18 protein-coding genes and 1 tRNA gene are annotated in these 21,420 nt (G+C 42.6%); 5 read left to right on the top strand and 14 right to left on the bottom strand.

The features are described from left to right. Positions 1-175: 175 nt before the first annotated feature. Together R7040_RS23595 and fes are read right to left on the bottom strand one after the other, a co-directional pair. Entirely contained in the window at positions 176-322 is a 147-nt protein-coding gene (locus R7040_RS23595; protein ID WP_276419145.1) for an MbtH family protein, read from the bottom strand. 23 nt (positions 323-345) lie between these two features. After that, positions 346-1,665: an enterochelin esterase gene (gene fes, locus R7040_RS23590; RefSeq protein ID WP_053306971.1), complete on the bottom strand. Its 1,320-nt coding sequence runs from the start codon at positions 1,663-1,665 to the stop codon at positions 346-348. Positions 1,666-1,851: 186 nt separating this feature from the next. Here fes and R7040_RS23585 point away from each other — a divergent pair, with 186 nt between their 5' ends. Together R7040_RS23585 and R7040_RS23580 are read left to right on the top strand one after the other, a co-directional pair. After that, a complete protein-coding gene (locus tag R7040_RS23585) occupies positions 1,852-3,945 on the top strand; it encodes a TonB-dependent receptor (RefSeq protein ID WP_140301922.1) in 2,094 nt (697 codons plus the stop codon). Positions 3,946-4,204: 259 nt separating this feature from the next. Then, the gene (locus R7040_RS23580; RefSeq protein WP_170897313.1) at positions 4,205-4,909 is read left to right on the top strand and encodes a nickel/cobalt transporter; all 705 of its coding nucleotides are present in this window, start codon (positions 4,205-4,207) and stop codon (positions 4,907-4,909) included. Between the two features lie 80 nt (positions 4,910-4,989). Here the strand turns inward: R7040_RS23580 and R7040_RS23575 are convergent, their stop codons facing one another. The 9 genes from R7040_RS23575 to R7040_RS23535 form a co-directional block, all read right to left on the bottom strand. Then, positions 4,990-5,253, bottom strand: coding sequence for a cupin domain-containing protein (locus R7040_RS23575; protein WP_250155004.1), 264 nt, complete (start codon positions 5,251-5,253; stop codon positions 4,990-4,992). Between the two features lie 751 nt (positions 5,254-6,004). Then, positions 6,005-7,816 carry a relaxase/mobilization nuclease domain-containing protein gene (locus R7040_RS23570; RefSeq protein WP_248385822.1) on the bottom strand — a complete coding sequence of 604 codons (1,812 nt, stop codon included), beginning with the start codon at positions 7,814-7,816 and terminating at the stop codon, positions 6,005-6,007. Beyond that, positions 7,807-8,394: a hypothetical protein gene (locus tag R7040_RS23565; RefSeq protein ID WP_013572137.1), complete on the bottom strand. Its 588-nt coding sequence runs from the start codon at positions 8,392-8,394 to the stop codon at positions 7,807-7,809. The genes R7040_RS23570 and R7040_RS23565 overlap by 10 nt, the downstream gene beginning before the upstream one ends. A gap of 156 nt (positions 8,395-8,550) precedes the next feature. Next, positions 8,551-9,375: a hypothetical protein gene (locus tag R7040_RS23560; RefSeq protein ID WP_318097221.1), complete on the bottom strand. Its 825-nt coding sequence runs from the start codon at positions 9,373-9,375 to the stop codon at positions 8,551-8,553. A gap of 2 nt (positions 9,376-9,377) precedes the next feature. After that, positions 9,378-10,658 carry a site-specific integrase gene (locus R7040_RS23555; RefSeq protein WP_318097220.1) on the bottom strand — a complete coding sequence of 427 codons (1,281 nt, stop codon included), beginning with the start codon at positions 10,656-10,658 and terminating at the stop codon, positions 9,378-9,380. Between the two features lie 370 nt (positions 10,659-11,028). Next, the gene (locus R7040_RS23550) at positions 11,029-11,232 is read right to left on the bottom strand and encodes a hypothetical protein (protein ID WP_139046174.1); all 204 of its coding nucleotides are present in this window, start codon (positions 11,230-11,232) and stop codon (positions 11,029-11,031) included. Between the two features lie 8 nt (positions 11,233-11,240). Continuing rightward, positions 11,241-12,020, bottom strand: a complete 780-nt coding sequence (locus R7040_RS23545; RefSeq protein ID WP_065788139.1) for a hypothetical protein — start codon at positions 12,018-12,020, stop codon at positions 11,241-11,243. Positions 12,021-12,022: 2 nt separating this feature from the next. Next, the gene (locus R7040_RS23540; RefSeq protein WP_205391292.1) at positions 12,023-13,357 is read right to left on the bottom strand and encodes a tyrosine-type recombinase/integrase; all 1,335 of its coding nucleotides are present in this window, start codon (positions 13,355-13,357) and stop codon (positions 12,023-12,025) included. Between the two features lie 88 nt (positions 13,358-13,445). Further along, positions 13,446-13,536: transfer RNA gene (locus R7040_RS23535), tRNA-Ser, on the bottom strand. Between the two features lie 329 nt (positions 13,537-13,865). Between R7040_RS23535 and R7040_RS23530 the strand changes: the two genes are divergently transcribed. Then, positions 13,866-14,546, top strand: coding sequence for a MaoC family dehydratase (locus R7040_RS23530; protein WP_005375670.1), 681 nt, complete (start codon positions 13,866-13,868; stop codon positions 14,544-14,546). 63 nt (positions 14,547-14,609) lie between these two features. Here the strand turns inward: R7040_RS23530 and R7040_RS23525 are convergent, their stop codons facing one another. Next, positions 14,610-15,434 (bottom strand): phosphate ABC transporter substrate-binding protein, encoded by an 825-nt coding sequence (locus R7040_RS23525; protein WP_017635752.1) that lies wholly within the window; start codon positions 15,432-15,434, stop codon positions 14,610-14,612. 266 nt (positions 15,435-15,700) lie between these two features. Here R7040_RS23525 and R7040_RS23520 point away from each other — a divergent pair, with 266 nt between their 5' ends. Next, on the top strand, positions 15,701-16,054 hold the full coding sequence (locus R7040_RS23520; RefSeq protein WP_017635751.1) for a DUF3024 domain-containing protein: 354 nt from the start codon (positions 15,701-15,703) through the stop codon (positions 16,052-16,054). Between the two features lie 33 nt (positions 16,055-16,087). Here the strand turns inward: R7040_RS23520 and R7040_RS23515 are convergent, their stop codons facing one another. Together R7040_RS23515 and rnb are read right to left on the bottom strand one after the other, a co-directional pair. After that, a complete protein-coding gene (locus tag R7040_RS23515) occupies positions 16,088-16,897 on the bottom strand; it encodes a helix-turn-helix transcriptional regulator (RefSeq protein WP_064354616.1) in 810 nt (269 codons plus the stop codon). Positions 16,898-16,968: 71 nt separating this feature from the next. Further along, complete coding sequence (rnb, locus tag R7040_RS23510; protein ID WP_047104463.1) at positions 16,969-18,972, bottom strand: exoribonuclease II; 2,004 nt, start codon at positions 18,970-18,972, stop codon at positions 16,969-16,971. Between the two features lie 413 nt (positions 18,973-19,385). On the opposite strand from rnb, the gene R7040_RS23505 reads away from it, so the two are divergent. After that, entirely contained in the window at positions 19,386-21,308 is a 1,923-nt protein-coding gene (locus tag R7040_RS23505) for a DEAD/DEAH box helicase (RefSeq protein WP_318081376.1), read from the top strand. The last annotated feature ends 112 nt before the right edge of the window (positions 21,309-21,420 follow it).

The raw sequence follows: 21,420 nt of genomic DNA, 5'->3' as shown, positions 1-21,420 counted from the left end.
TGAAACTCAGTATATTGTTTAATAATTATTCAATTTCGGACGACTTGGTTTTCTGTCCGAATTACGCAACAAAGCCGTTTATTCCTTAGAAATTTAATTATTATCGTCGTGGCTATTTGTTTGTTTTTTACACACGAATGTCGTGCCAATTCGCTTCGATATAATCAATGCAGTCTTACTTTAGTGACGGACCAAATGTGCTTTTCCAGCCAGGAGGGATCCCTTTGAACTCAGGCCATAAACTATATTGATTGTTGTGATTAATCAGCACAAAGAACTGGTTTTCAGGTTCGTCAAAAGGATTAATGTATTTCTCAGACATAGTTAACTCCAATCATAGAAAAATCAGGATTCAAAATTAAAAACATATGACAACCCATCAATGATGCCTCCGCGCCAACACAGGCGTTCATGTCCACCATCAAAGGTGCGAAACGATAACCGATGGTTTTGTTGCTTAAGTTGCTGGTACAGGTCTTGGCTCAAGTCCACCATGATGTCTTCCCCTAACCCAACTTCCATAAAAACACTTAGCTTTACGTTAGAACCAAGGCCAGAATGAACCAATTGACTCATTTGAGTTAAAGGTTCGCTTGTTTGAAGAGGAGAATATTCACTAGGTGGCTTCACTAACGAAAAATCAGGCCACCAGAATGAACCCGACTGACAAACAACCGCACCAAAACGGTCCGGATGGTTCAATCCGGCATACATCGCACTCAAACCACCAAGGCTTTGCCCAACAACAGCCGTACGATTAGCCTCATTAGTAATTGGGAAATAATGACCAACCAACGGCAGCAGTTCTTGAGTGATAGCCTGCCAAAACAAAGGGTTGCAACTGAATTCTTCACTACGCAGCGCTCCATTGATTTCATCAATGAAGACATACAAGGCAGGTGGAAGCTGACCGCTGCTCGTCGCATCGGTCAGCGCACTGAACAGAGGCATGGATTGAGACCAAAATTGACCATCTAAGACTAAAACCAATGGCAGTTCAGCCATTTGGTCAGCGCTGGCTGTCGAATACAACCAAACATAGCGCTCATTACCTAAACACTGGCTAGTCCAAGCCAGCTGCATGCCCGCTCCTGCCTGAACATTGCCATTTTTTGTATCGAACCTTGACCAAGCACTTTGCGATACTGCCTTTGGCATAGATAGCGGCGTTTTCGAACGTCCCCATTCGCAGGCTGACAAATTGTTTTTACTTAAATCATCGCGAACACTAAGAGGAAAAATGGTTCTCAACCACTCCCGATGCTTGGTGCGTTTCTCTTGGTATGTTCCGTGGTACGCTGGTTGGACGCGTTCATGTGTCACTGGAATAAACGTGTAGCTCCCACGCCACGTACTGTTTACCCTTGCCTTATAAAACCAAACATCCGTTCCTTTGACATGAGTAAGCCTTGCCATATCAAAGCTGTGATGATCAGTAATACCATTGATATCAATGTATATTTCCTTAACACTGTCATCCGTGTTTCGCCAAAGAAATAGCAGCTCAACGCTTGTATTATCTTGGGAAAGGATAAAAGGTGTTCCTTTTGTCTGCACCTCGTTCCACCAACATGGGGCTCCTACTTCTTCATTATCTTCAAGCAAACCACTTAAAACACTATTGATATTTTTATTTTCTATTATTCGAAAAGCCTTTATATCCATCACAAATCCAACTTGTACGTCGATACTTCATGCATATCTTCTAGTAATGAGATAGCACAAACTTATATCATCATTGTTGTAAATAATAATAATTATCATTAGTATTATTGCTGCAACACTTTTTTACATAAATGTTGTTACAACATCAAATGTTTTCTTCTTTTTTTATTAAGGAATACTCAGGTCATGAAGCCCATGGATTTAAACAGTGGCATCACCATCACTAATACTGGCAAGACTAAACTTGCCATGCTCATTGGTGTAATTTGCCTTGGAGCCAGCACCACTCTTTCAGCAGAGCAAGTGAACAACAGCAATACTAAGAAAGGCCAAGAAACCCTAACAACCCTAGAAACCATTGTGGTACTTGGTGAAAAACTCGGTGGTACACTTGCTGAGAACACAAGCTCAGTCACCGTTTTTACTGATGAAGCAGACAATGGCGAAGATCAAACATACTACGATCTACTCGATCGCGTCCCGAATGTACTGAATGCCCCTTCTGGTATTCCACATATTCGAGGTGTCGATGGTCGTGGGCCTGGTGAAGGCTTCCTTTCCTTCATGACAGGAGCGACACCAAGGGTGAATACAACCGTTGATGGCGTGTCAGAGTCATGGACTGGTGAAGCCTTTGGTAAAGCCGGATTGTGGGATACAGAACAAGTAGAGATTTATAAAGGCCCTCAATCAACCAACCAAGGCCGAAATAGTATTGGCGGCGCGGTGGTCATCAAAACCAAAGATCCAACGTTCCACTTTGAAAGTAAAGTTCGTGGTGGCTACGAAAACGAAGATGACAAATATCACTTAGCTGGTGTTGTTTCTGCCCCAATCGTGTCTGAAAAGCTCGCATTTCGATTAGCCGCCGAGGGCACAAAGGGTAATACACCAATTGATTACTCGCTGCCCGATAATGACCAATATCCATGGGACCCTTCTGAAGTTGAATCCTATAATGTGAGAGGTAAGCTGTTATTCAAACCGATGTCTAACGATAAGCTTACGCTAAAACTAACATTGGCTAGCCGTAATGAAGAAGGTCAATATACAAATCTGGTTTCTGAAAAAGGTAAGTTTGAATACATTGATGAAAACGGTACTCGACGTCAAACAACCGAAAGCTGGAATGCAAATTTTGACATAAATTACTTAATCAATGATGAATTAACTCTTGATGTATTGCTTGCGCGCCGAGACTATAATACGAAATTCAAAGCTTATCCTCGTACGGACTGGTGGGGTGATGTTGATGAAAAAAACTACACCGCAGAAGCGAAGCTATCTTATAATTCGTTAGATGACAAATACAATGCCATTGTCGGAGTAAGCAGTTTTTACAAAGATCAGGATACGCAAACAGACTCGATGAAGCGTAAAGATAAAGTTCTGACCAACTCAATTTACTTCGATTCAAAAGTCCAGCTCAATAACCGTTGGGGCTTGCTACTTGGCGCTCGTTACGAAAAAGATGAGCTGAAGCGTGATTTTGACCACGCAAGGTTCCCACTCGATTTCAATGCTGATGAAAGTAACGGTATTTTGCTACCAAAAGTCGGTGTAACTTTAAATGTATCAGACAATTCAATGCTTGGACTTACTGCTCGTAAAGGATACAACGCTGGCGGACTTGGATACAACGAGTACCAACAACAGGTCTTTGTGTTTGAGCAGGAAGAAGTCTGGACTTATGAGCTAAGTTCCCGTTCAACTTTCCTTGAAAATAGACTTGGTTTGACTGCAAATGTCTTCTACAACGACTATGAAAACTATCAAACGGTCGTGTATGGTGACAGTGGAAATCGTTTCGACAATTACATAGCAAACATCCCTAAAGGAAAAACATACGGTACTGAAGTTGAAACCAATTACTGGTTTGACTCAGGTCTGGACGTATTCGCATTTGTAGGCTTGTTAAAAACAGAAATCACCGAAGGACCAAGCGGTACTGTTGAAAACTTAAATGGGAATGAGTTCAGTTATGCACCTGAAGTGTCGGCTGGTCTTGGCTTCACCCAACAGCTAGATTCGGGCATTTTCTTTGGTGCTCGTGTTAATCACGTAACGGATTACTTTACAGATCTCGCCAACACCCGAAGTACGTCAGCAGGCGACTACACCATATTGAATCTCAATGCAGGTTATGCCATGAATGATCTCACCATTCGGGCCTACATTAAGAATGCAACAGATGAAGATTACGTTCTTCGCCATAAGAATGATCTTATCGAAATGGGCGGACCTCGTACATTCGGTCTTGTGGCTGATTACCAATTCTAACAACACAAAGTGCTCCGATGTTATTGTTATATAGTAACTTAAGGATGTATTGTCTATTAAGGCAGATAAATCTGCTTTTTTCGTAACGTTTATTAAGTACATCGTGACTTGTGTGTACGGCATGTATAGAGAATAGTATTACTCCCTACCAAAGACAAAATAAAGAATCGCAATTAGTCAACTCAATGGATTCCAAAGGAATCCATTTTTTTCTTCACAAAGCTAAAATGATTAACTACGGTATATCAGTGAATACCTGATGCTCATCAGCCAAGGGCAACTGTTGTACTTGTTGGGCTTCAGCTTTCTGTATGGTTTACTGCATTCGGTTGCCCCTGGACACGGTAAAACGGCAGTGACGTCAATGAGCTTGATTCATGGCTACCGTCGCCGACAAGCACTTGTGTTAATGGCGATTATTGCCGCCCTACAAGCCGCGAGCGCGTGCATTCTTTTCGTGATTACTGCCAAGATTGCAGAGCAGTTTGCTTTCAGCCTTTCCGATAATGTTCGTCTGCTGACGCAAGGTTGTGCGGTGTTTATTGTTTTATTGGCGCTGAAAGAGTTTGCGTCGGTGGCCAAGCGCCGCATCAAGCAAACACGATCTCAAGAAGATGATGATTCCGCAGGTTCTAATGACAATATTTCATGGAAAGCACTGCTACTCATCGGCTTCCGCCCTTGTACTGGGGCGGTGTTAGTTCTGTTTCTCTCTAACATGCTAGGCAGCTTAATGTGGGGCATGGTCGCGACATTCGTGATGGCTTTAGGAACGGCAATGACCAACTCGATATTGGTGTTCAACGCTTTAACGATTCAACGCCAAATGAAAAATCACAGCGCCAAACCCAATGCCAACTTGAGCAATACGCTTAACCTCGTGTTAGCAGTCACCATGGTGGCATCGGGCTTTATTCTCTATAACTTTGCCAGCGTGGCAGGATTGCAGAACTTCGTCAGATAAGTACCGCCAGCAATAAACGCAAAAGCCCCAACACTTGGTTGGGGCTGAATTTACATTGATTTGTATTTCAATACTGCGTGTTACTTAGGCTCGCGCAACAGGTACAGCATCAGCTTCAATGGCGTTTTCGCGATAATGCTGTGAGGCAAATGCGCGTCCATCAACAACCAAGCGCCAGCTTTTAGTTCCTTCGCCTCTTCTTCTAACGTGAACGTACATTCTCCTTCGAGTATTTGTGCAATCGCTGACACTGCTGCAGTATGTTCGCTCATTTCTTCACCTTCGGCGAAACCGAAGATAACGTACCAACCATCAATTGGACGCCAGAAAAAACGGTGAAGCAAGTTGGCAAACTCCCGATTCAAGTCAATTTATACCTGCGAACCTTAAACGGACGATGGGTGGCAAAGCTCCTCGAGCAAGGTTTAAGGATACCGTTGGGGGGAAGACGTTCTTTCTAAATGCACCATGTTGAATAAATACAACATGGTGGTTCTGTGTACGATGTTGACAACTTAAGAGCCCCCGTAATACAACACGAGGATTAACAACGAATAGCATTAGAAGAATGGATTACTTTTAGTAAGGCAAAACCCAATTAACAGGATATGAATGAGTATTTACTCTGTCTTATAATGGGGCAGAAGTTTGTCGCGGTGCCAAGGTGAAGCAACTATTAAGGAAAATTTATGAGTTGAAAGCAACTGAGAAGGATTTCTTCCTAGTTGCCAGTAAGGTATGGGGCAATCTCAAGTTACGAACGAAATTGATAAGATTCTTTTATCCATGTTTCTATGCAGGTTGTCTCAATTAACCTATTCTCGATTCGCAATACACGTCTTTATTTTACAAACAACCATAGAAGTTCACCTATGGGCAAGTAAGGGGGTATCGGGGAGCAAATCACTATGATAGATGATAGTTTTACCCCTGATAGGGGGTAAAAATCAGCTTACCCCCTATCAGGGGTAAAACACAGCAAGCTATGATCTTCAATTGGCGCTGATGACATCTCCTCCTTACTAGCACATTATTGGGTATGGTGTCTGCACTAGGCTACTAGAAGAGATTCTGTTGTCATAATTTCAATTCAACTTAACGATCCAACCTCTCTTGCTCATGCGGTTGTGGCTTCGTTAGTTTTTTAAGAACCCGCCTCAAACCGTCTTTCTTCATGTGTGGTATTTTACGTGTTTCATTTCTAATCAAGCGCGATTTCAGTTCATCCCTCAATTTCGGTTCAGAAGCTATAACTTCAAAAGCTCGACTAAGTTCGAGATAGCTGTCCCGCTGTCTTTCTGCCAGCTTTCCAGCATGTTCAATCGATGTTCCAATCTCGCTATTTGCTGTCTCGTGGATGCGGATATTTCGTTTGAAGCTTTCGATAGCCCCTGTAACGCTTCGACAGATGCTTGGTATTCCTGCATCATGAGCTGATTGTTTTGAATAATGTCCTTCAGGATTGTTTTGCGTTCGTGTTGATACTGTTCCTGAATTTGTCTTATTGTGTTTAGGTAAAACTCGTTCTGTGTCTCGATCATAGCGAGCAAATGCTCGTTTGAAATCTGCTGATTCTTCGTCAATGACGTAATTTGTGAAGCTAATTGCTTCTCGATATGGCTCATATTCTATTTTCCCTTCGAGTAGAAAACTCATCCATTCTTGGATAAACCTCTTTTGTTGCTCGTGATACTGCTCTAGCGCTAACTTTGCATTTCGTTCAGCTAATGCTTTTCTTTCTTCAATTTGCTTAACCATCTCAAAACCTTTGAGGGATGGGTTGAACTCGGGCATGTGTGCAAAAATAGGCTGAGGTTGCGATATGTAACAAGGTGGCGTTGCTGTCCATCTTGAATTGGGTGGTAAGTAATACGCTTTCGTTATGCTTTTTTCAGGTTGAATACGTGCAAGTCGGTAGCGACTTTTGTTGTAGTCAGCTCGTTTTGCAATGACCTTATCCAGCTTACTTTTTAGTTCATGTAGTCTTTCTTCCTTGCTTTGTATGCTTTCACAGGATTGCGTCAGTGATTCTTTCGAAGTGAATTGGGAAGTGAAGACAAAGCCCTTCAGGCGAACGTTCTTTTTGTCCTGAAAATGCAAGCGTATAAAATTATCTGACTGACTAATATGGGTAACCCCGATCTTTTCTTTAAACTTATCACTACTTAGTGCTTGTATAATGTCATTGCGGCTGTTTACTCGATTATTAGCAATCATGTCTTTAATCCAGACATTGATTGCTTTCTTTAGCTTGTGCCGCTTGTCAAAGCCGCTACCGTCTTGAGTAAGTCGTTTATGAAGAGAATCGAGAGGACTCACTAAATCATGTTTAAGATTTAAGTAATCCCGCAGTAGATTGAAGTCTCGTTCATGCCCAGGTGGAGCAGGGTTGAATGACAATCCTGTTGCAATGTGAATCCTAGGTATCAAGAAGTGGTTTTCAATATTAATTTGGTGCGTGTGACGCACCCAGTCGATTAGTCGCTCATCTTTAGGGAAACCAGCAAAGCACAACTCTTCAAACAATTCCCGCCACTCTGCTTCAATCTCTGGATTGGCTTGCAACTTCTCTGTATCTTCAAACGCATGAGCAATAACACCACTGACGTATTTGTGTTTATGTGGGTTATGCTCAATTGCATATTCCACAGCTTTTCGGTTCCCGTTAATTGATTCTGGGGGTGGTTCTCTACGTTTTCCTTTTTGCTGCTGGAGAATGTAGTCGCATTCCCACTCGGTTTGTGTGTCGTTCGCTTCTCTCGCTGACTTACGCATTTGATAAGCATCACTGTAAATTTGCTTTTGTTCTTCAGTGAGACTACATAAAGGACCATACAGGTAGTTAGTTGCAGCTTGTGGATCAGGTTGTCCAACACCACTGGTTCGAAAAAATGAAATTACTGCCATGCTTCCACCGATAACGGGTCTACTTTTGCGACTCGGTATTTATGGTCAACCTGTGGATTGGCTAGAATATTCATGACACGTAAGTCATGCTGCTCAAATGCTTTGTTTAGCTGGTTAAGCTCTAGCAAGATTTGAATGGCTTCCACTCCAGATTTATGAGTGTTACACCACTTGACGGTCTGATTAAGCAGAGAATTGAAACGTACACGTTCATGGATTACGCCTAACATCTCCTTTCTAGTCTGCTCTGCAAAAGGTATTATGATTTGAGTTTTATGTAGTGATTCAGAAGCAATCTGAGACACCGTTTTTCCTGCTTGCTCAGCTTTGTATTTCCAGATCTTTTTATCTAAGAGCGTACAGTTCATTTCTATACGAGTACTCTTTGCTTCACAATAATGATGGTAAAGCGCATCTACTTCAGCGGACTTTAAACCAGTTTCTTTCTTCAAACGGTTTTTGCTGATTTTAATGTTGTGCTCAACACAGTTATCAAGTGATTTTTCGAACAATTCGGTAAGCTTTGGATCGTTAAGATAATACTCTGCTATCTGCTTTTTCTTGTATTTTCTAGTCATATTTTGGTGCCTAATTTTTTAGGTCTGATTATTGTTTGGGGTAGTTAATTAAGGGGTTTGGGCGCAGCCCAAGCGTTCCTAAGCAGCAGCTTAGACTCCCAACCCGATGAAATTTCTCATACGGGGTTGGGGTAACCTTGCTCTTTGGCTTTCACATCAATTTTCCACACTGTCGTCGACATGGAATTCTTCGGATAAGCTGGGATCTGCATCACTCAAATCGCCAAAATACCAATCGGGATGACTGGAAGTGAGACTTTCAATGAGTTTTGTGTTGTGTTCTTGTAGGCGTTCTTTATCGCGAGTTAATGAAGCGATATGCTCGTCTAACATTTTCGCACGAGCGCGTTCAACAAAAAGCTCCTGACTTACCAACAGTAACGTGTCGAGCTTTTGCTGTTGGTGGTCAATTCGAGACCGATAGTCAGAAGCAACTTGCTCTGATTGAGCAAGTTTGTTTTCTAGCTCATTGCACTTTTGACTCAGTGAATTAGTTTCCCGAAGCTGTTTTTGCAATTCGTCAATGAACTCTACAAGCTCTTTGTTTTCTTTTTCTAATTCATCAATTTGCTTAAGAGATTCTTGTGTATGGGCGCTAACGAGCTGCTGCACTTCACTATCAAACGCCTTCCAAACGATAGACATTTCGGCTTGAAGTGCAGAAGTCAGTCTCTGCTCTGAATCTACAAACCACAGCGCTTTATTACGAACGATAGTAGTTGGTTTTGTCGCTTTCCTTAGTATTTTGAAAGCGATCGCTACTCGCCTAAAATCACCACCAACACGCTTTTGAAGCGCTTTTGCTGAAGTGGGTGCTGTGTTTGAATCGCTAAATGCTAAGGCATACTCATCAATGGTTTTACCTTTTTCGGTCGAGTACCCATTTTTTTCCAGTTCAGAGCTGAATCTTTCACGGAGCAATACAAGACTTTCTTCCTGACTGAGTAAGGCAGGAAGAGAGGAAGACAAAGTAGTATTCATAATTACTGTCCACCTTTCAGCGTATCGTCGATAATTTTGTAGATTTGCTCTCTGTGTTCATCATTCTTTGCAGCACGTGCCAATTCGAGTAAGTTTTGTATAAATGCTTTGTCATCACTGGCAATGGACTGCGCTGCTTGCTTAGTTTCAACAATGCCATTGGGTACGACAATGCTGTTTGAATCACCCGTTTTAAATAGTTCTGCTATTGTCCTATCTGCTTTGACTTGCTCTTTCTTCAAACTCACCTTATTACGTTTCGCATAGTGCTTTTCTACAATGCTGACGTCTCGATGCCCGAGTAATTCCGCTATCCAAGCTACACTGACTCCACGATTAAAAGGTATCGACGCTCCCGTATGTCGCAATTGATTTGGGCCTCGATGTGCTACACCTGCTTCTTTGAGAAACCCAGTAAAAAACTGCTTTGCGAATTGCTTGGGGTTTAACCACGGGTGACCAGTTTGCTCATTAAAAAAAACAAACCTGCGTTTTTCTCGTTTAACTGTGATGTTATCTCGTTGTACAACGTCAATAGTTATTGGAGCTTTATCACCCGTTAGTTGTTCGAGTTTGCGGAGTAATTGAGCGGCTTCTGCAGATAACTCAATTGTTCGTTCAGACTCTTCTGTTTTAGTTACTTTGTATTTGTTTAATGGTTTAGCTAAATCAACGTATAGTCGACACTTTTCAATCCCGTCCTCTGTATAAAACTCGATATTTTCCCAGCAAGTACAAATGAGTTCGCTGATACGTAATGCCGTTAGAATGGCAAAAGAAGCCATGTCTTTTGCCATCTCATTGTCGGTATCAGTCAACAGTAATTGACGTACTTCATCTTCAGTGAATGGGAATGGATCATCATTGACAACTTTCAGGTTTTTGATTTTTTCCATTAGGTCGTTTTTCTGCTGTTCGGAGGAACAAGCTTTAGCGCAGACGGCTCGTAAGATAGTGTAACAACCGTTAATGACCTTGCCTTTTTTGCCTTGTGTGAGAAGTGTGATTTTGAGTTCATCAATATCTTCGATTGTAAGTTCAGATAGTGGTTTATCACCTAAGTTTAAGATGATATGTCGACCGTGAGTCTTCATTCCGTGCAGTGTTGATTCAGCAACAACAAGCGCTTTAGTATTTAGCTCATGACAAACAGCTTGGGCGACTGAGCTTAGCGGGTAATCATCTTTGTTTAATGAAATGTCAGACTTGCGAGTGCCTTTCCGAGCTTTTTGAATTCGAGATTTTAGGCGAGGGGATTTTTCATTTTTCTTCGTAGGGTTCATTTCTAGACCTATAGAGTGATAGGCCATTAAGGGCGGCTCTTCTGGCGGAGCCTTATTATGTATAATGGTCTGGTTTATTTGCTTATTATCAAACCACAACGTTTCTTATTACACAATAGTTACGCATAATTAACTTTAATGTAAGTCTATGTATAATAAAGAAAAATATACATATCTGGAATATTTTTCATAGCGTAACTTATTGATATTTATAAGTGTAAGTGCTAACTAACTTATCGTATTTTCTTCCCTTGCGAGATTACAACGTTTACCATTAAATTTAATTAATGTGACACAGATCACGAAAAATGACGTAATGCAAATAACTACACTACGTCTTGTGGGGTTCATAGAAGAATAAATATTAGGGTTACAGTGCTGAAGATACTAGCCTTAATAGCTTCGCTGCATTAAACGCTGATGTATCATTTTCATAGACTTTAACGTGGTCGCCATACTGCATAAGTAACGGACCATTTTCACCCATCAGCACCGAGGCGACACACTTTTGTTGAAGAGTTTGCTGCATTATATCTAAAGTAAGTTTTGGCGAACCGTCTTGGTTAGTCATCATTTTTCCCCTCAGCTAAAGTCTAACAAGTCTAGTAACTCACGATTTGAGTTACATTTGTGAAAAATGGAAAACTCCTCCAGTTTGATAATCTTTCGCACTTTGCGCATTGGACTGGATTCGTTGAGATCATCTATAAGGCATACAGAATGTTGTGTACGATGCGAAAACTCGGTTGCATAGGTACGGACTTCTATATCAACGCTATCTGTATGCGAGAAAAGATGCAGTACCGAGTCAGTTAAGTTCATTTTAAAGCCTGTGTACCTACCAAAACGCGAAATCAAAATAAAGATCATGATGTCAAATACATCTGTCGGGATACCAACAGTAGTTCCACACTTAAACTTGAAGCTATTTAACTGCTTGGAGCCGAGTTGGATTTGTAGATTATCCACAAGATAAGCACCGTTCATAAAATCGCGACGAATTTCGTCTGAGAAATATTGATACACCAAATATGGTAAGCAAAGAGGTTCATTTTCAGTCAGCTTATTGATTTTTAACCAGTCGCGATAAGTATATTCCTCTAGACTGAGAAGGTTCTTAAAGCTACTCACGCTGCCAATCGTAAGCTGAACCTTTTGTACACCGTACTTTGATTCAAAGTCGTGTTGGTTCAAATAAGGATGGATCTGTAGCAGAGATATCGCTGTATCAATAAGGTGAATCTGCTCCATCGCAACCCCCATTGCTAGAAAGCGAGATAGATCGAGTTGATCGCGGTATGAAGCTCCCTCTTCGAGTGCTAGAACAATAGCTTTTCGTAGCGATTGACTGAGTTTTTGCATAATTACCCCTCTAGATCCATTTGGAACGTGCTAACGATTTCAAGCAATTTCTCTAATTTATGTTTCTTCCCATATCGTCCGAAGGTCATGTTCGGATTATTATGACCAACCACCTCGGCTACACTATGTTCTGGAACATCCTGCTCTTTAAGAACATCAATGAATGTGTGGCGTAGTCCATAAGCGGTAGGACGCTTGCCAGCAAGCATACCCAACTTGGTTTGTAGCTTCCCGAATTGCGTTCGATACGTTTTAGTCCAATCTTTATCTGGTCCGAGCGGTGAGTAATCGAATAGAGGGGCATTGCCTTTATGACGGCGGCTTTCGCAAAATATGACGAAATCATCACGAATCGCAGGGTGAAGAGGGACATTTCGAACTGCATGCTCGTTTTTCAAGTGCTGATCTTTGGATTGGTCGGTGACTCGAAAATATGGGATCTCATCATCTACAACAATATCTTGGATATATGGCTGACAAGCTTCGCCAGTGCGTAACCCATGAAAGAGCTGTAGTTTAGTGATCCACTGAAAGTCCAGAGATTGCAGAGTAAACGCTGGACTTTTAATTAGTAATGTCAGTTCATCAGTTGTCCAACGCTCACGTTGTTCAGAGACATGCTTTTTACTTTTGAACTGGGGATTTAAGTCTTGAGCAGGGTTATTAGGAATATATTTCTTTGATTTTAGCCATTTGAAGAACTGCTTACTTGCTGAGAAATAGTCCTTGTTGGTTTTGGTAGAACGTCCTTCAGAGTAGAGCAGATCTATATAACTATCTAGGTCAGAGCTACTGACTGTATTCCGATTTATGCCCTCCTTTTCAAGGAAATTGATGCAGTGACTTATGCGTTGCTCAAGTTGATGGATCGTAAGCTGTCGAACATTACGCTTCTTCTTACTTTCTAGAAATCGCTCAAGCAACTGAGTAAAAGGTACTACTTCGGCAGAGATGCTCTTTACGCTCGGTTCAGTCTCTACAAGGTTAGTTAGATCGATATTACTTGGAATGTCTGAAACAATGTCATCTTCAAAATACGCAACGGTTTCAGGGGTTAGTTTATAGGCTGTTGGCGAACAGAAAGATTTACGCAGCGTCTCCATCTGTTGGTGAAGGACAACCTTAAATTTTGGGAATAATACGGGATTGGTTAAATCAATTTGGCTAATAGCAATCTTAATGCAGGAAGCCATTTTAAAATTGCGCTCTATTGCTTCTGAGCGCTCTTTAGTTAAAAGACTAACTTTGATATCGAAAGGATAACCAAACTCACGTAGTTGTTTAGGGATGCAAATGCGGGTTTGATATACGCCATTAGGCGCTTTTTGTAAGTACATTGTCTCACCTCATTGTCATGAAAGTGACTTGCAGTACTGTAGATACGAAAAAGCCCTTGAAAATCAAGGGCTTAATGCGTAAGAAAAATGGCGGAGAGATAGGGATTTGAACCCTAGATACGCTATTAACGTATGCCGGTTTTCAAGACCGGTGCTTTCAACCACTCAGCCATCTCTCCTTTGTGGGCGGTATAATAAGGAGCATAGTCCGACTTGTAAAGTGCTGAATTATAATAGAAGTACTGTTTGCTTGTTTTATGATCACTGATGTGATGTTGGACAGTTTGAAAACGGAGTGAAAAAGGGACAAAAAGTACCAATTTGTAGAGTTTTTACTTTATATTGGCGCACGTCAATAAAATGGTGTTTTATTGTTATCTTGCTGATATATAAGACATAACATGCTTTTAGGGTACATGTGTTCGCCCGAAAGTATTTGCAAGACTTTGTGAACTAATTCAAAATTAACTGGTATAGCCAGTTGTGCTTAGAATTCTTAAGGGTGTTTATGAAGGTCACAAATCTATTTAAAGACAAAGTTGATGCGATTTCTGCTCATCAATCCGAGTTTATGAATTGGATGTCTCCAACGTTACGCGATTATTGGAGTGACTTTTTGGGGAAAGCTCAAAATAGCTTTCTTTTCTCAAAAGTTCGTGATCACCAGCAGCCAGCCGTCAACGAAGAAGTTGCACCTCAACCTGCACCGATCGTAATGGCACCTGAGGCTCAAAAGCTTTATGACGAGTTAAGTGAAAAAATTGGCGAAGTTATTCACACTGGTGATTGGGTTCATGTGTCTCAAGAACGTATTAACCAATTTGGTGCGGTAACGGAAGACATGCAATGGATTCATACTGATCCAGAGCGTGCTTCAACTGAATCTCCATTTAAGACAACTATCGCTCATGGCTTTTTAACATTAGCATTGCTGCCTAAACTGACGGATTCAGTCGATCCAGACAAGCCAATGTTCCCAACAGCTAAAATGGTAGTTAACTTGGGTTTAAACCAAGTCCGTTTCCCTTACCCTGTCAAAGCAGGCAATAATGTTCGTGCAGTCAGCACGTTAACAAAAGTAACGCCAATCAAAAAAGGTTTGGAGATTGAGCGCGAAATTAAAGTGGAAATTGAAGGTATTCGCCGACCTGGTGCGGTTGTGGTCTCTGTAATTCAACTGCATTTCTAATTCCGAAACTGGAGAGAACACTACATAGGAAAAGAGAGCATCAAGGTGCTCTCTTTTTTATTTTTACTGATTAAAGTTTTTTACTGGCGTATAACCGTAATCTGCAATCGCTTTTTGTCCCTGCTCTGAACGAAGGAAAGCGATAAAACCTTTACCTGCATCGCTAATCTTATCTACTTTGTATAGCACTAGGAATGGTCGCGCCAACTTGTACTTATGATTGCTAATGTTTGTCGAGGTTGGGTCAATACCATCTAACTGAATCGCCTTGATCGAGCGATCTACTGACCCTACAGAGATAAAACCAATGGCGCGAGTGTTATGGTTAACAATGGTTTTTACCATGCTGTTGCTGTTTACAACCAAGTTGTTTGGGCTGATATCCGAGACAAGGCGATCATTAACGATTTTGGTCAGTCCCAGCAAGCTTTCGAAGCTGTAACGTGAACCTGAAGACGCTTCTCTAGTAACCACCGCGATAGGCTGATCTGCGCCCCCGACCTCTTTCCAATTCTTAATCTTACCTTTGTAAATATCAAACAGCTGTTGCTGAGAAAGGTTTTCTACAGAGTTGGTACGGTTTACAACAACAGCGAGGCCATCATAAGCGATAGGGTATACATTGAGATCTTCACCTTTTTCGCTTTCAGTCAGATAGCGAGAGCTCATGCCTATTTCGGCTACTCCTTTATTGACCATGGTGATACCAGCACTCGAACCAATGCCCTGAACAGCAACGTAATCGTCTGGGTGTGTTTTGTTGTATTCCTCAGCAAGTACATCCATCACGCGAGCAACCGACGTTGACCCTGAGATGTTGATTTCTTTTGCAATGGTAGGGAGGGAGACTGCTATGGCCAATAAAGTCGCCACAGTAAAACGTAACATATTAAACTCCATATACGGGATAAAGCAGAGTTTATGATATTGCGTTCAGGTTACACTTTTGTGAACTGTTAGCGCTAAACAGGGGAATTGTTTCTAGTCAAGAGGTGATGGAGCTAGCGTTTCCAAGTGGATTGAGATGATAATCTGGGCAAATGATAATATAGCTATCTTATACTTGAGTTAGGTAGATAACTACCATCGGTGATGATGTAAAGGTTATATACTAGGATCGACAGCTCTAACTATCATCCATCGGGAGAACGTTGATGTCAGTGTCCCAAATGGCGACAAGTCGTTTATACAAATCAGTTCAATCGCTCTGCTCTGCGCGTAATGCTAACTTGCCTGTCGAACAGGGCAAGTGCCTCTATGAGCTAGTAGAAAATGGCGTTGAGCTTCATCGGGCGCATTTTCTCCTCGACTCCCAGCATAGCGAGTATACTTCTCCCGTCGCGAAGATCATGTTTGATGAGGACAACCAACTTTGGTATTTCTATGTTCCCACATATCACAACGAGCTGTTAAGGTGGGTGCCTTATAAGCCACTTCCATTTAGCCGAATGCTTGAGGACTTACTCAACGAATTGGAGCGTGATCCTCAAGCGTGTTTTTGGGAATAGGGTGAGCCCAACGGATGCGAATGCCGACATGATTTATACTTTAGGCTTAACGACTTGGTTTCTAAAGTCTTTGGGGGTCATGTTGTAAACGGATTTAAATGCTGTACTGAAATGCGCTGCACTTTTAAAACCAGACTCAAACGCTATTTCTGTTATTGATTTTTCTGACTTGCGCAGTTGGGTTGCTGCGAAGTTTATCCGTTTCACCTTTAATATCTGAGAAAACGAAAGATCATCTGCGGCGAGGCGACGTTTTAAGGTTGCGATGGACATGCTCATATGAGCCGCTAAGCCTTCTAGCGTGATGTCTTTTTCAATATTACCCTCAATGTACTTAATGGCTTTTTGAGAGTCGCTCAGGCTACTTGCGTCATCTATGATAGATAGGATGTTTGGCTCTACCTCAACCATCAACGACAGCAATGCCATTGCGATATGGCTTTGTGTGTAGTCTGGAGCGTTGCGACTCGCTAACTTAACCAACATGTCCTTCAATTGTGCTACTTCGCCACTGGATTGCGTTGAAAAAGGATAGAAGCGCCTTTCTTCCGTTTTGGAACGTAGCATCGGGTGCGCTTTCTTAAAGTCACAGAATATATTTGGATTGAAGACTAAAGCCAGTGCTTTAAAGCCTCCGTCACTAGAGACGGCTTCTGCACTGCTCAGATCTGCGGAGTTATAGAGTGTGAAATCTCCGGCTTTAAGTTCAAATTGCTCACCATTAGGTTGATGAACTAATAGGGCACCTTCTTCAACAATATATAACCCATTATGTGTTGCAGTGTAACGCTCACTTTTGCGCGCAGTGAAGTGATTAAAGCGAATGATCTCAATGTTCGGCATACTAGTTCTTATCGTTTTACATAACAAATAAAAAAGGCGCTCAATAGAGCGCCTTTTAACTTCATTCGGTATTATTCACTTACAGTCTGTTCTGTTTGTGCTGCTGGTTGTTCAGCGAATACCTGGGTTGGCTTTGCAACTAAACTGCGGTTTTCTTGGTTTACGTCCGTAAGGACAATTTCCAATGTATCCCCAAGTTTGTATACGACCTCTTTATCGATAGAGATGGTACCGTTGTCGCCATTGCACTCAATTCTTTCTTTATTATCAAGAATTAGTGCACCAGGAATAAAGGCTGCTGCGCCATTTTCGAGAAGTCGGACACGTGCGCCTGCACGATTAATATCGAAAATCTCACCTGTGAAACAAGTTTTCTTGCTCGGCTCATCAGCAAGCGTGCGTGCATATAGCCAATCTGAGACATTTCGCTCAGCGATTTTATGATGTTTACGATGTAGAGCTAGCTCTTCGCCTACTTGGTCATCTGGTTTTTGTACGGGTTCTTTACCAAGGATGACGGCCTTCAACATACGGTGGTTGATCATATCACCGTATTTACGAATTGGTGATGTCCAAGTTGCATAGATGTCTAAACCCATTGCGTAATGAGGCAGAGGCTGATTACCCACCTCACTGTATGCTTGGAACTTACGAATGCGGTTATCTAGATAAGACGTTTCTTGAGCTGCCAACCAGCGGCGCAACGCAGCAAAGCCTTCTAGCGTAGCAATAGACTCCGCTGTGAACTCCAACTGGCCTTCTGGATTGACAAGTTGAACCACTTCTTCAATCTTCTCGTTCTTGATACCTGCATGCGTATTGAAGACACCTGTTTCAAATTTATCGCGTAATGTACGACCTGCACAGATGTTTGCGGTAATCATGGATTCTTCAACAAGACGGTTTGCACTGCGGCGCATGTCTGCGTGGATAGCGATTACATCGTTATCTTCACTGAGCTCAAAACGGTAGTCAGGACGATCAGGGAAGACCACTGCGTTTTTCTCACGCCATTCAGCGCGAGCAAGAGAGAACTCATAAAGATCACGAACGATGGTCGCGATCTCTTCAGATGGCGTCCATGCTTCAGAGCTGCCGTTTTCTAACCAATCAGACACGTGATCGTATGCTAGGCGTGCATGTGATTTGATGTTTGCTGCGAAGAATTTAATATCGTCGCCAATCACACCATCTTTACTTACCGTTACGGTACAGCAAATAGCAGGGCGGGTTTCACCTTCAATCAGAGAGCATAGGTTGTCCGCTAAATCACGAGGTAACATCGGGATGTTGCGGCCTGGAAGATAAATAGTATAGCCACGCTCACGTGCTACTTTATCCATTTCATCTTCAGGTGTGATGTAGGCGGTTGGGTCCGCAATAGCGATGGTGAGTTCGAAATCGCCAGATACGGTTTTCTTCGCGTACAGCGCATCGTCCATATCTTTAGTCGATTCACCGTCGATAGTGACGAATGGAACATGAGTCATGTCTACGCGTTCTAGCTCCGCGTCGTCTTTCAGTTCCCAGTTATCGATGCCTGCTGGCTCAGAGTTTGGTAGATCGTTTTGAGCAAGCGTTACCCACCAAGGCGCAATTTTATCATTCGCGTCAGTGATTTTTTCAGAAATTTCTACGAAGAAAGAGTTATCGCCTTTTAGAGGGTGGCGAATAAGATGTGCGACAACCCAATCACCTTCGGCGAACTCGTCAGGTTTAAGACCTTTCTTTAGTTTCGCTTTAAGAGACAGCTTTTTAAGCTGTGGGTGATCAGGTGCTACGTTGAGCTTGCCTTTGAACATTTTTACTCGACCAATAAAGCGAGTCACGGCTTGTTCCAGCAGCTCTTGTGGCTCTGCAACTTCGCGTTCATTTTCGGTGCGGATAATGGCGACGACTTTGTCACCGTGCATGCACTTTTTCATGTACGCAGGCGGGATGAAGAAGCTAGTCTTACTGTCCACTTCCAAAAAGCCAAAGCCTTTATCTGTGGCTTTTATTGAGCCTTCTTTTTTAGGCAGGTTTTCTTGGATTTGCTGCTTAAGCTGAGCGAGTAGTGGGTTATCTTGAAACATCTTTTCTTAAATTACCTATGGAGTTGGGCACACTATAATCATTGCGAGCTATTATTACTACCTGTGGAGCGTAATTTCGCCGTGAATTTTGCCTATTTAACCACGAGAAATTGGCTTAAATATTGATGAAATTCTCATCTGTGAGCTACGCGAATCTACGGGGAATGGTAGGGCTGGTGGAAAAATATGCTAAAAATACCATTGTTGAGAATAAATTGTGATGTAATTCAATTTTTTCTGGATTTTTTTATGCTTTTAAGGAATAATCCGCCTCCCTTAGTCGTCCCTAATGGCTTATCGCGGTTGTGTACTGTGCTGTGTTCCCGTCTGAATGGAATCAGTATCTGGATGGATCAGTATCGAATTGGAAGAGCATATGGGACTGTTTTTTTGTTTAATTAAGTAGGATCCCAATGCAAGATTCTGTTATTCAATTCAGTGATTTATCTCTGAATGATTCTATCCTTTCTGCTCTAGACGGAATGGGTTTCGTGTCACCAACTCCAATTCAGGCTGCGGCAATCCCACACCTATTGGAAGGTGCTGACGCGCTGGGTAAAGCTCAAACAGGTACAGGTAAAACAGCAGCGTTCTCTCTGCCTCTTCTCAACAAACTCGATCTAAACCAACGCAAACCGCAAGCGATTGTACTTGCTCCGACTCGTGAGCTGGCAATTCAGGTTGCAGCGGAAATGAAAAACCTTGGTAAAAATATCAAAGGTTTGAAAGTTCTAGAGATTTACGGTGGCGCATCTATTGTCGACCAAATGCGTGCTCTTAAAAGTGGCGCTCATGTAGTTGTTGGTACTCCAGGCCGTGTTCAAGATCTGATCAATCGCGAACGTCTACACCTAGACGAAGTTAGTACTTTCGTTCTTGATGAAGCAGACGAAATGCTAAACATGGGTTTCGTAGATGACGTAACTGCGATCATGGAGCACGCTCCAGAGTCAGCACAACGCGTTCTGTTTTCTGCAACTATGCCTCCAATGCTGAAGAAGATCGTTGAACGTTTCCTTCGTGACCCTGTAACGGTTGACGTTGCTGGTAAAAACCACACTGTAGACAAAGTTCAACAACAGTTCTGGGTAGTGAAAGGTGTAGAGAAAGATGAAGCAATGTCTCGTCTTCTTGAAACTGAAGAAACTGACGCGTCAATCGTATTCGTACGTACTCGTCAAGATACTGAGCGTCTGGCTGACTGGCTATCTGCACGTGGCTTTAAAGCAGCTGCACTGCACGGTGACATTCCTCAGTCTCTACGTGAACGTACTGTTGATCACATCAAACAAGGTGTTATTGACATCCTAGTTGCAACTGATGTTGTAGCTCGTGGTCTTGACGTTCCACGTATTACGCACGTATTCAACTACGACATCCCATTTGATGTTGAGTCATACATCCACCGTATCGGTCGTACTGGCCGTGCTGGACGTAAGGGTAAAGCGATCCTTCTAGTTCGCACTAACCAAATTCGTATGCTTCGCACTATCGAGCGTGTAACTAAGTCATCTATGGAAGAAATCCAACTTCCTCTACGTGACCAAGTTGCTGAAGCTCGTCTAGCTAAGCTAGGCGCTGAGCTTGAAGCAGAGAAAGAGCACAAAGCACTAGACAAATTTGCTGAGCTGGTAGAGAAACTACAAAGTTCTCTAGACATCGACCCAGCAACACTTGCTGCTATGCTTCTTAAGCGTCAGCAAGGCAAACGTCCTCTGTTCTACATTGGCGAAGACCCAATGGTTGAAGCAATTGAGCGTGACAAGCAACGTCGTAAAGAGCGCCGTGAAGGTGGTCGCGACGGCGGTCGTAACTTCAACAACCAAGACTGGGATACTTACCAGCTTCAAGTTGGTCGTGAGCAAGGCGTTCAAGTTAAAGACATCGTTGGCGCTCTAGCAAACGAACTAGGTCTAGGTAAAGGTTCTATCGGTGCGATCAAGCTAGCTCAAGGTCACACATTCGTACAGCTACCTAAAGCAATGACTTCAGACGCGGCGAACAAGCTAAGCAAACTACGTATCCGTCAACAAGATGTTGGTGCTGTAGTATGTGACTTCGATGATTTCCGCGAGTCTCGTGGTGGTCGCCGTGACGGTGGTCGTCGCGATGGTGGTCGTCGTGATGGCGGTGGTTACCGTGGCAACCGCGAAGGCGGCAACCGTGGTCGTGAAGGCGGCCGTCGCGAAGGTGGCTTCCGTGGTAACCGTGACGGCAACCGCGATGGCAATCGTGAAGGTGGCGAACGTCGTTTTGATCGCAACCGTGGTGGTGATCACCGTGGTGCACATCGTGGTGAACGTGGTCACGGTCGTGGCCGTCGTACAGACGCATAATCACGAGTGATTAAAGCGACGGTTTAAGTCGCTACAATGACCCGTCCTGATATGGGTTGACACTTTTTAACTAAAACGCTCGATGTACTTCATCGGGCGTTTTGTATTTTAA

It is taken from the genome of Vibrio sp. 1069, assembly GCF_033340555.1.
Note: the sequence above shows the minus strand (reverse complement) of the source record. Positions and strands in the feature narration are given on the sequence as shown.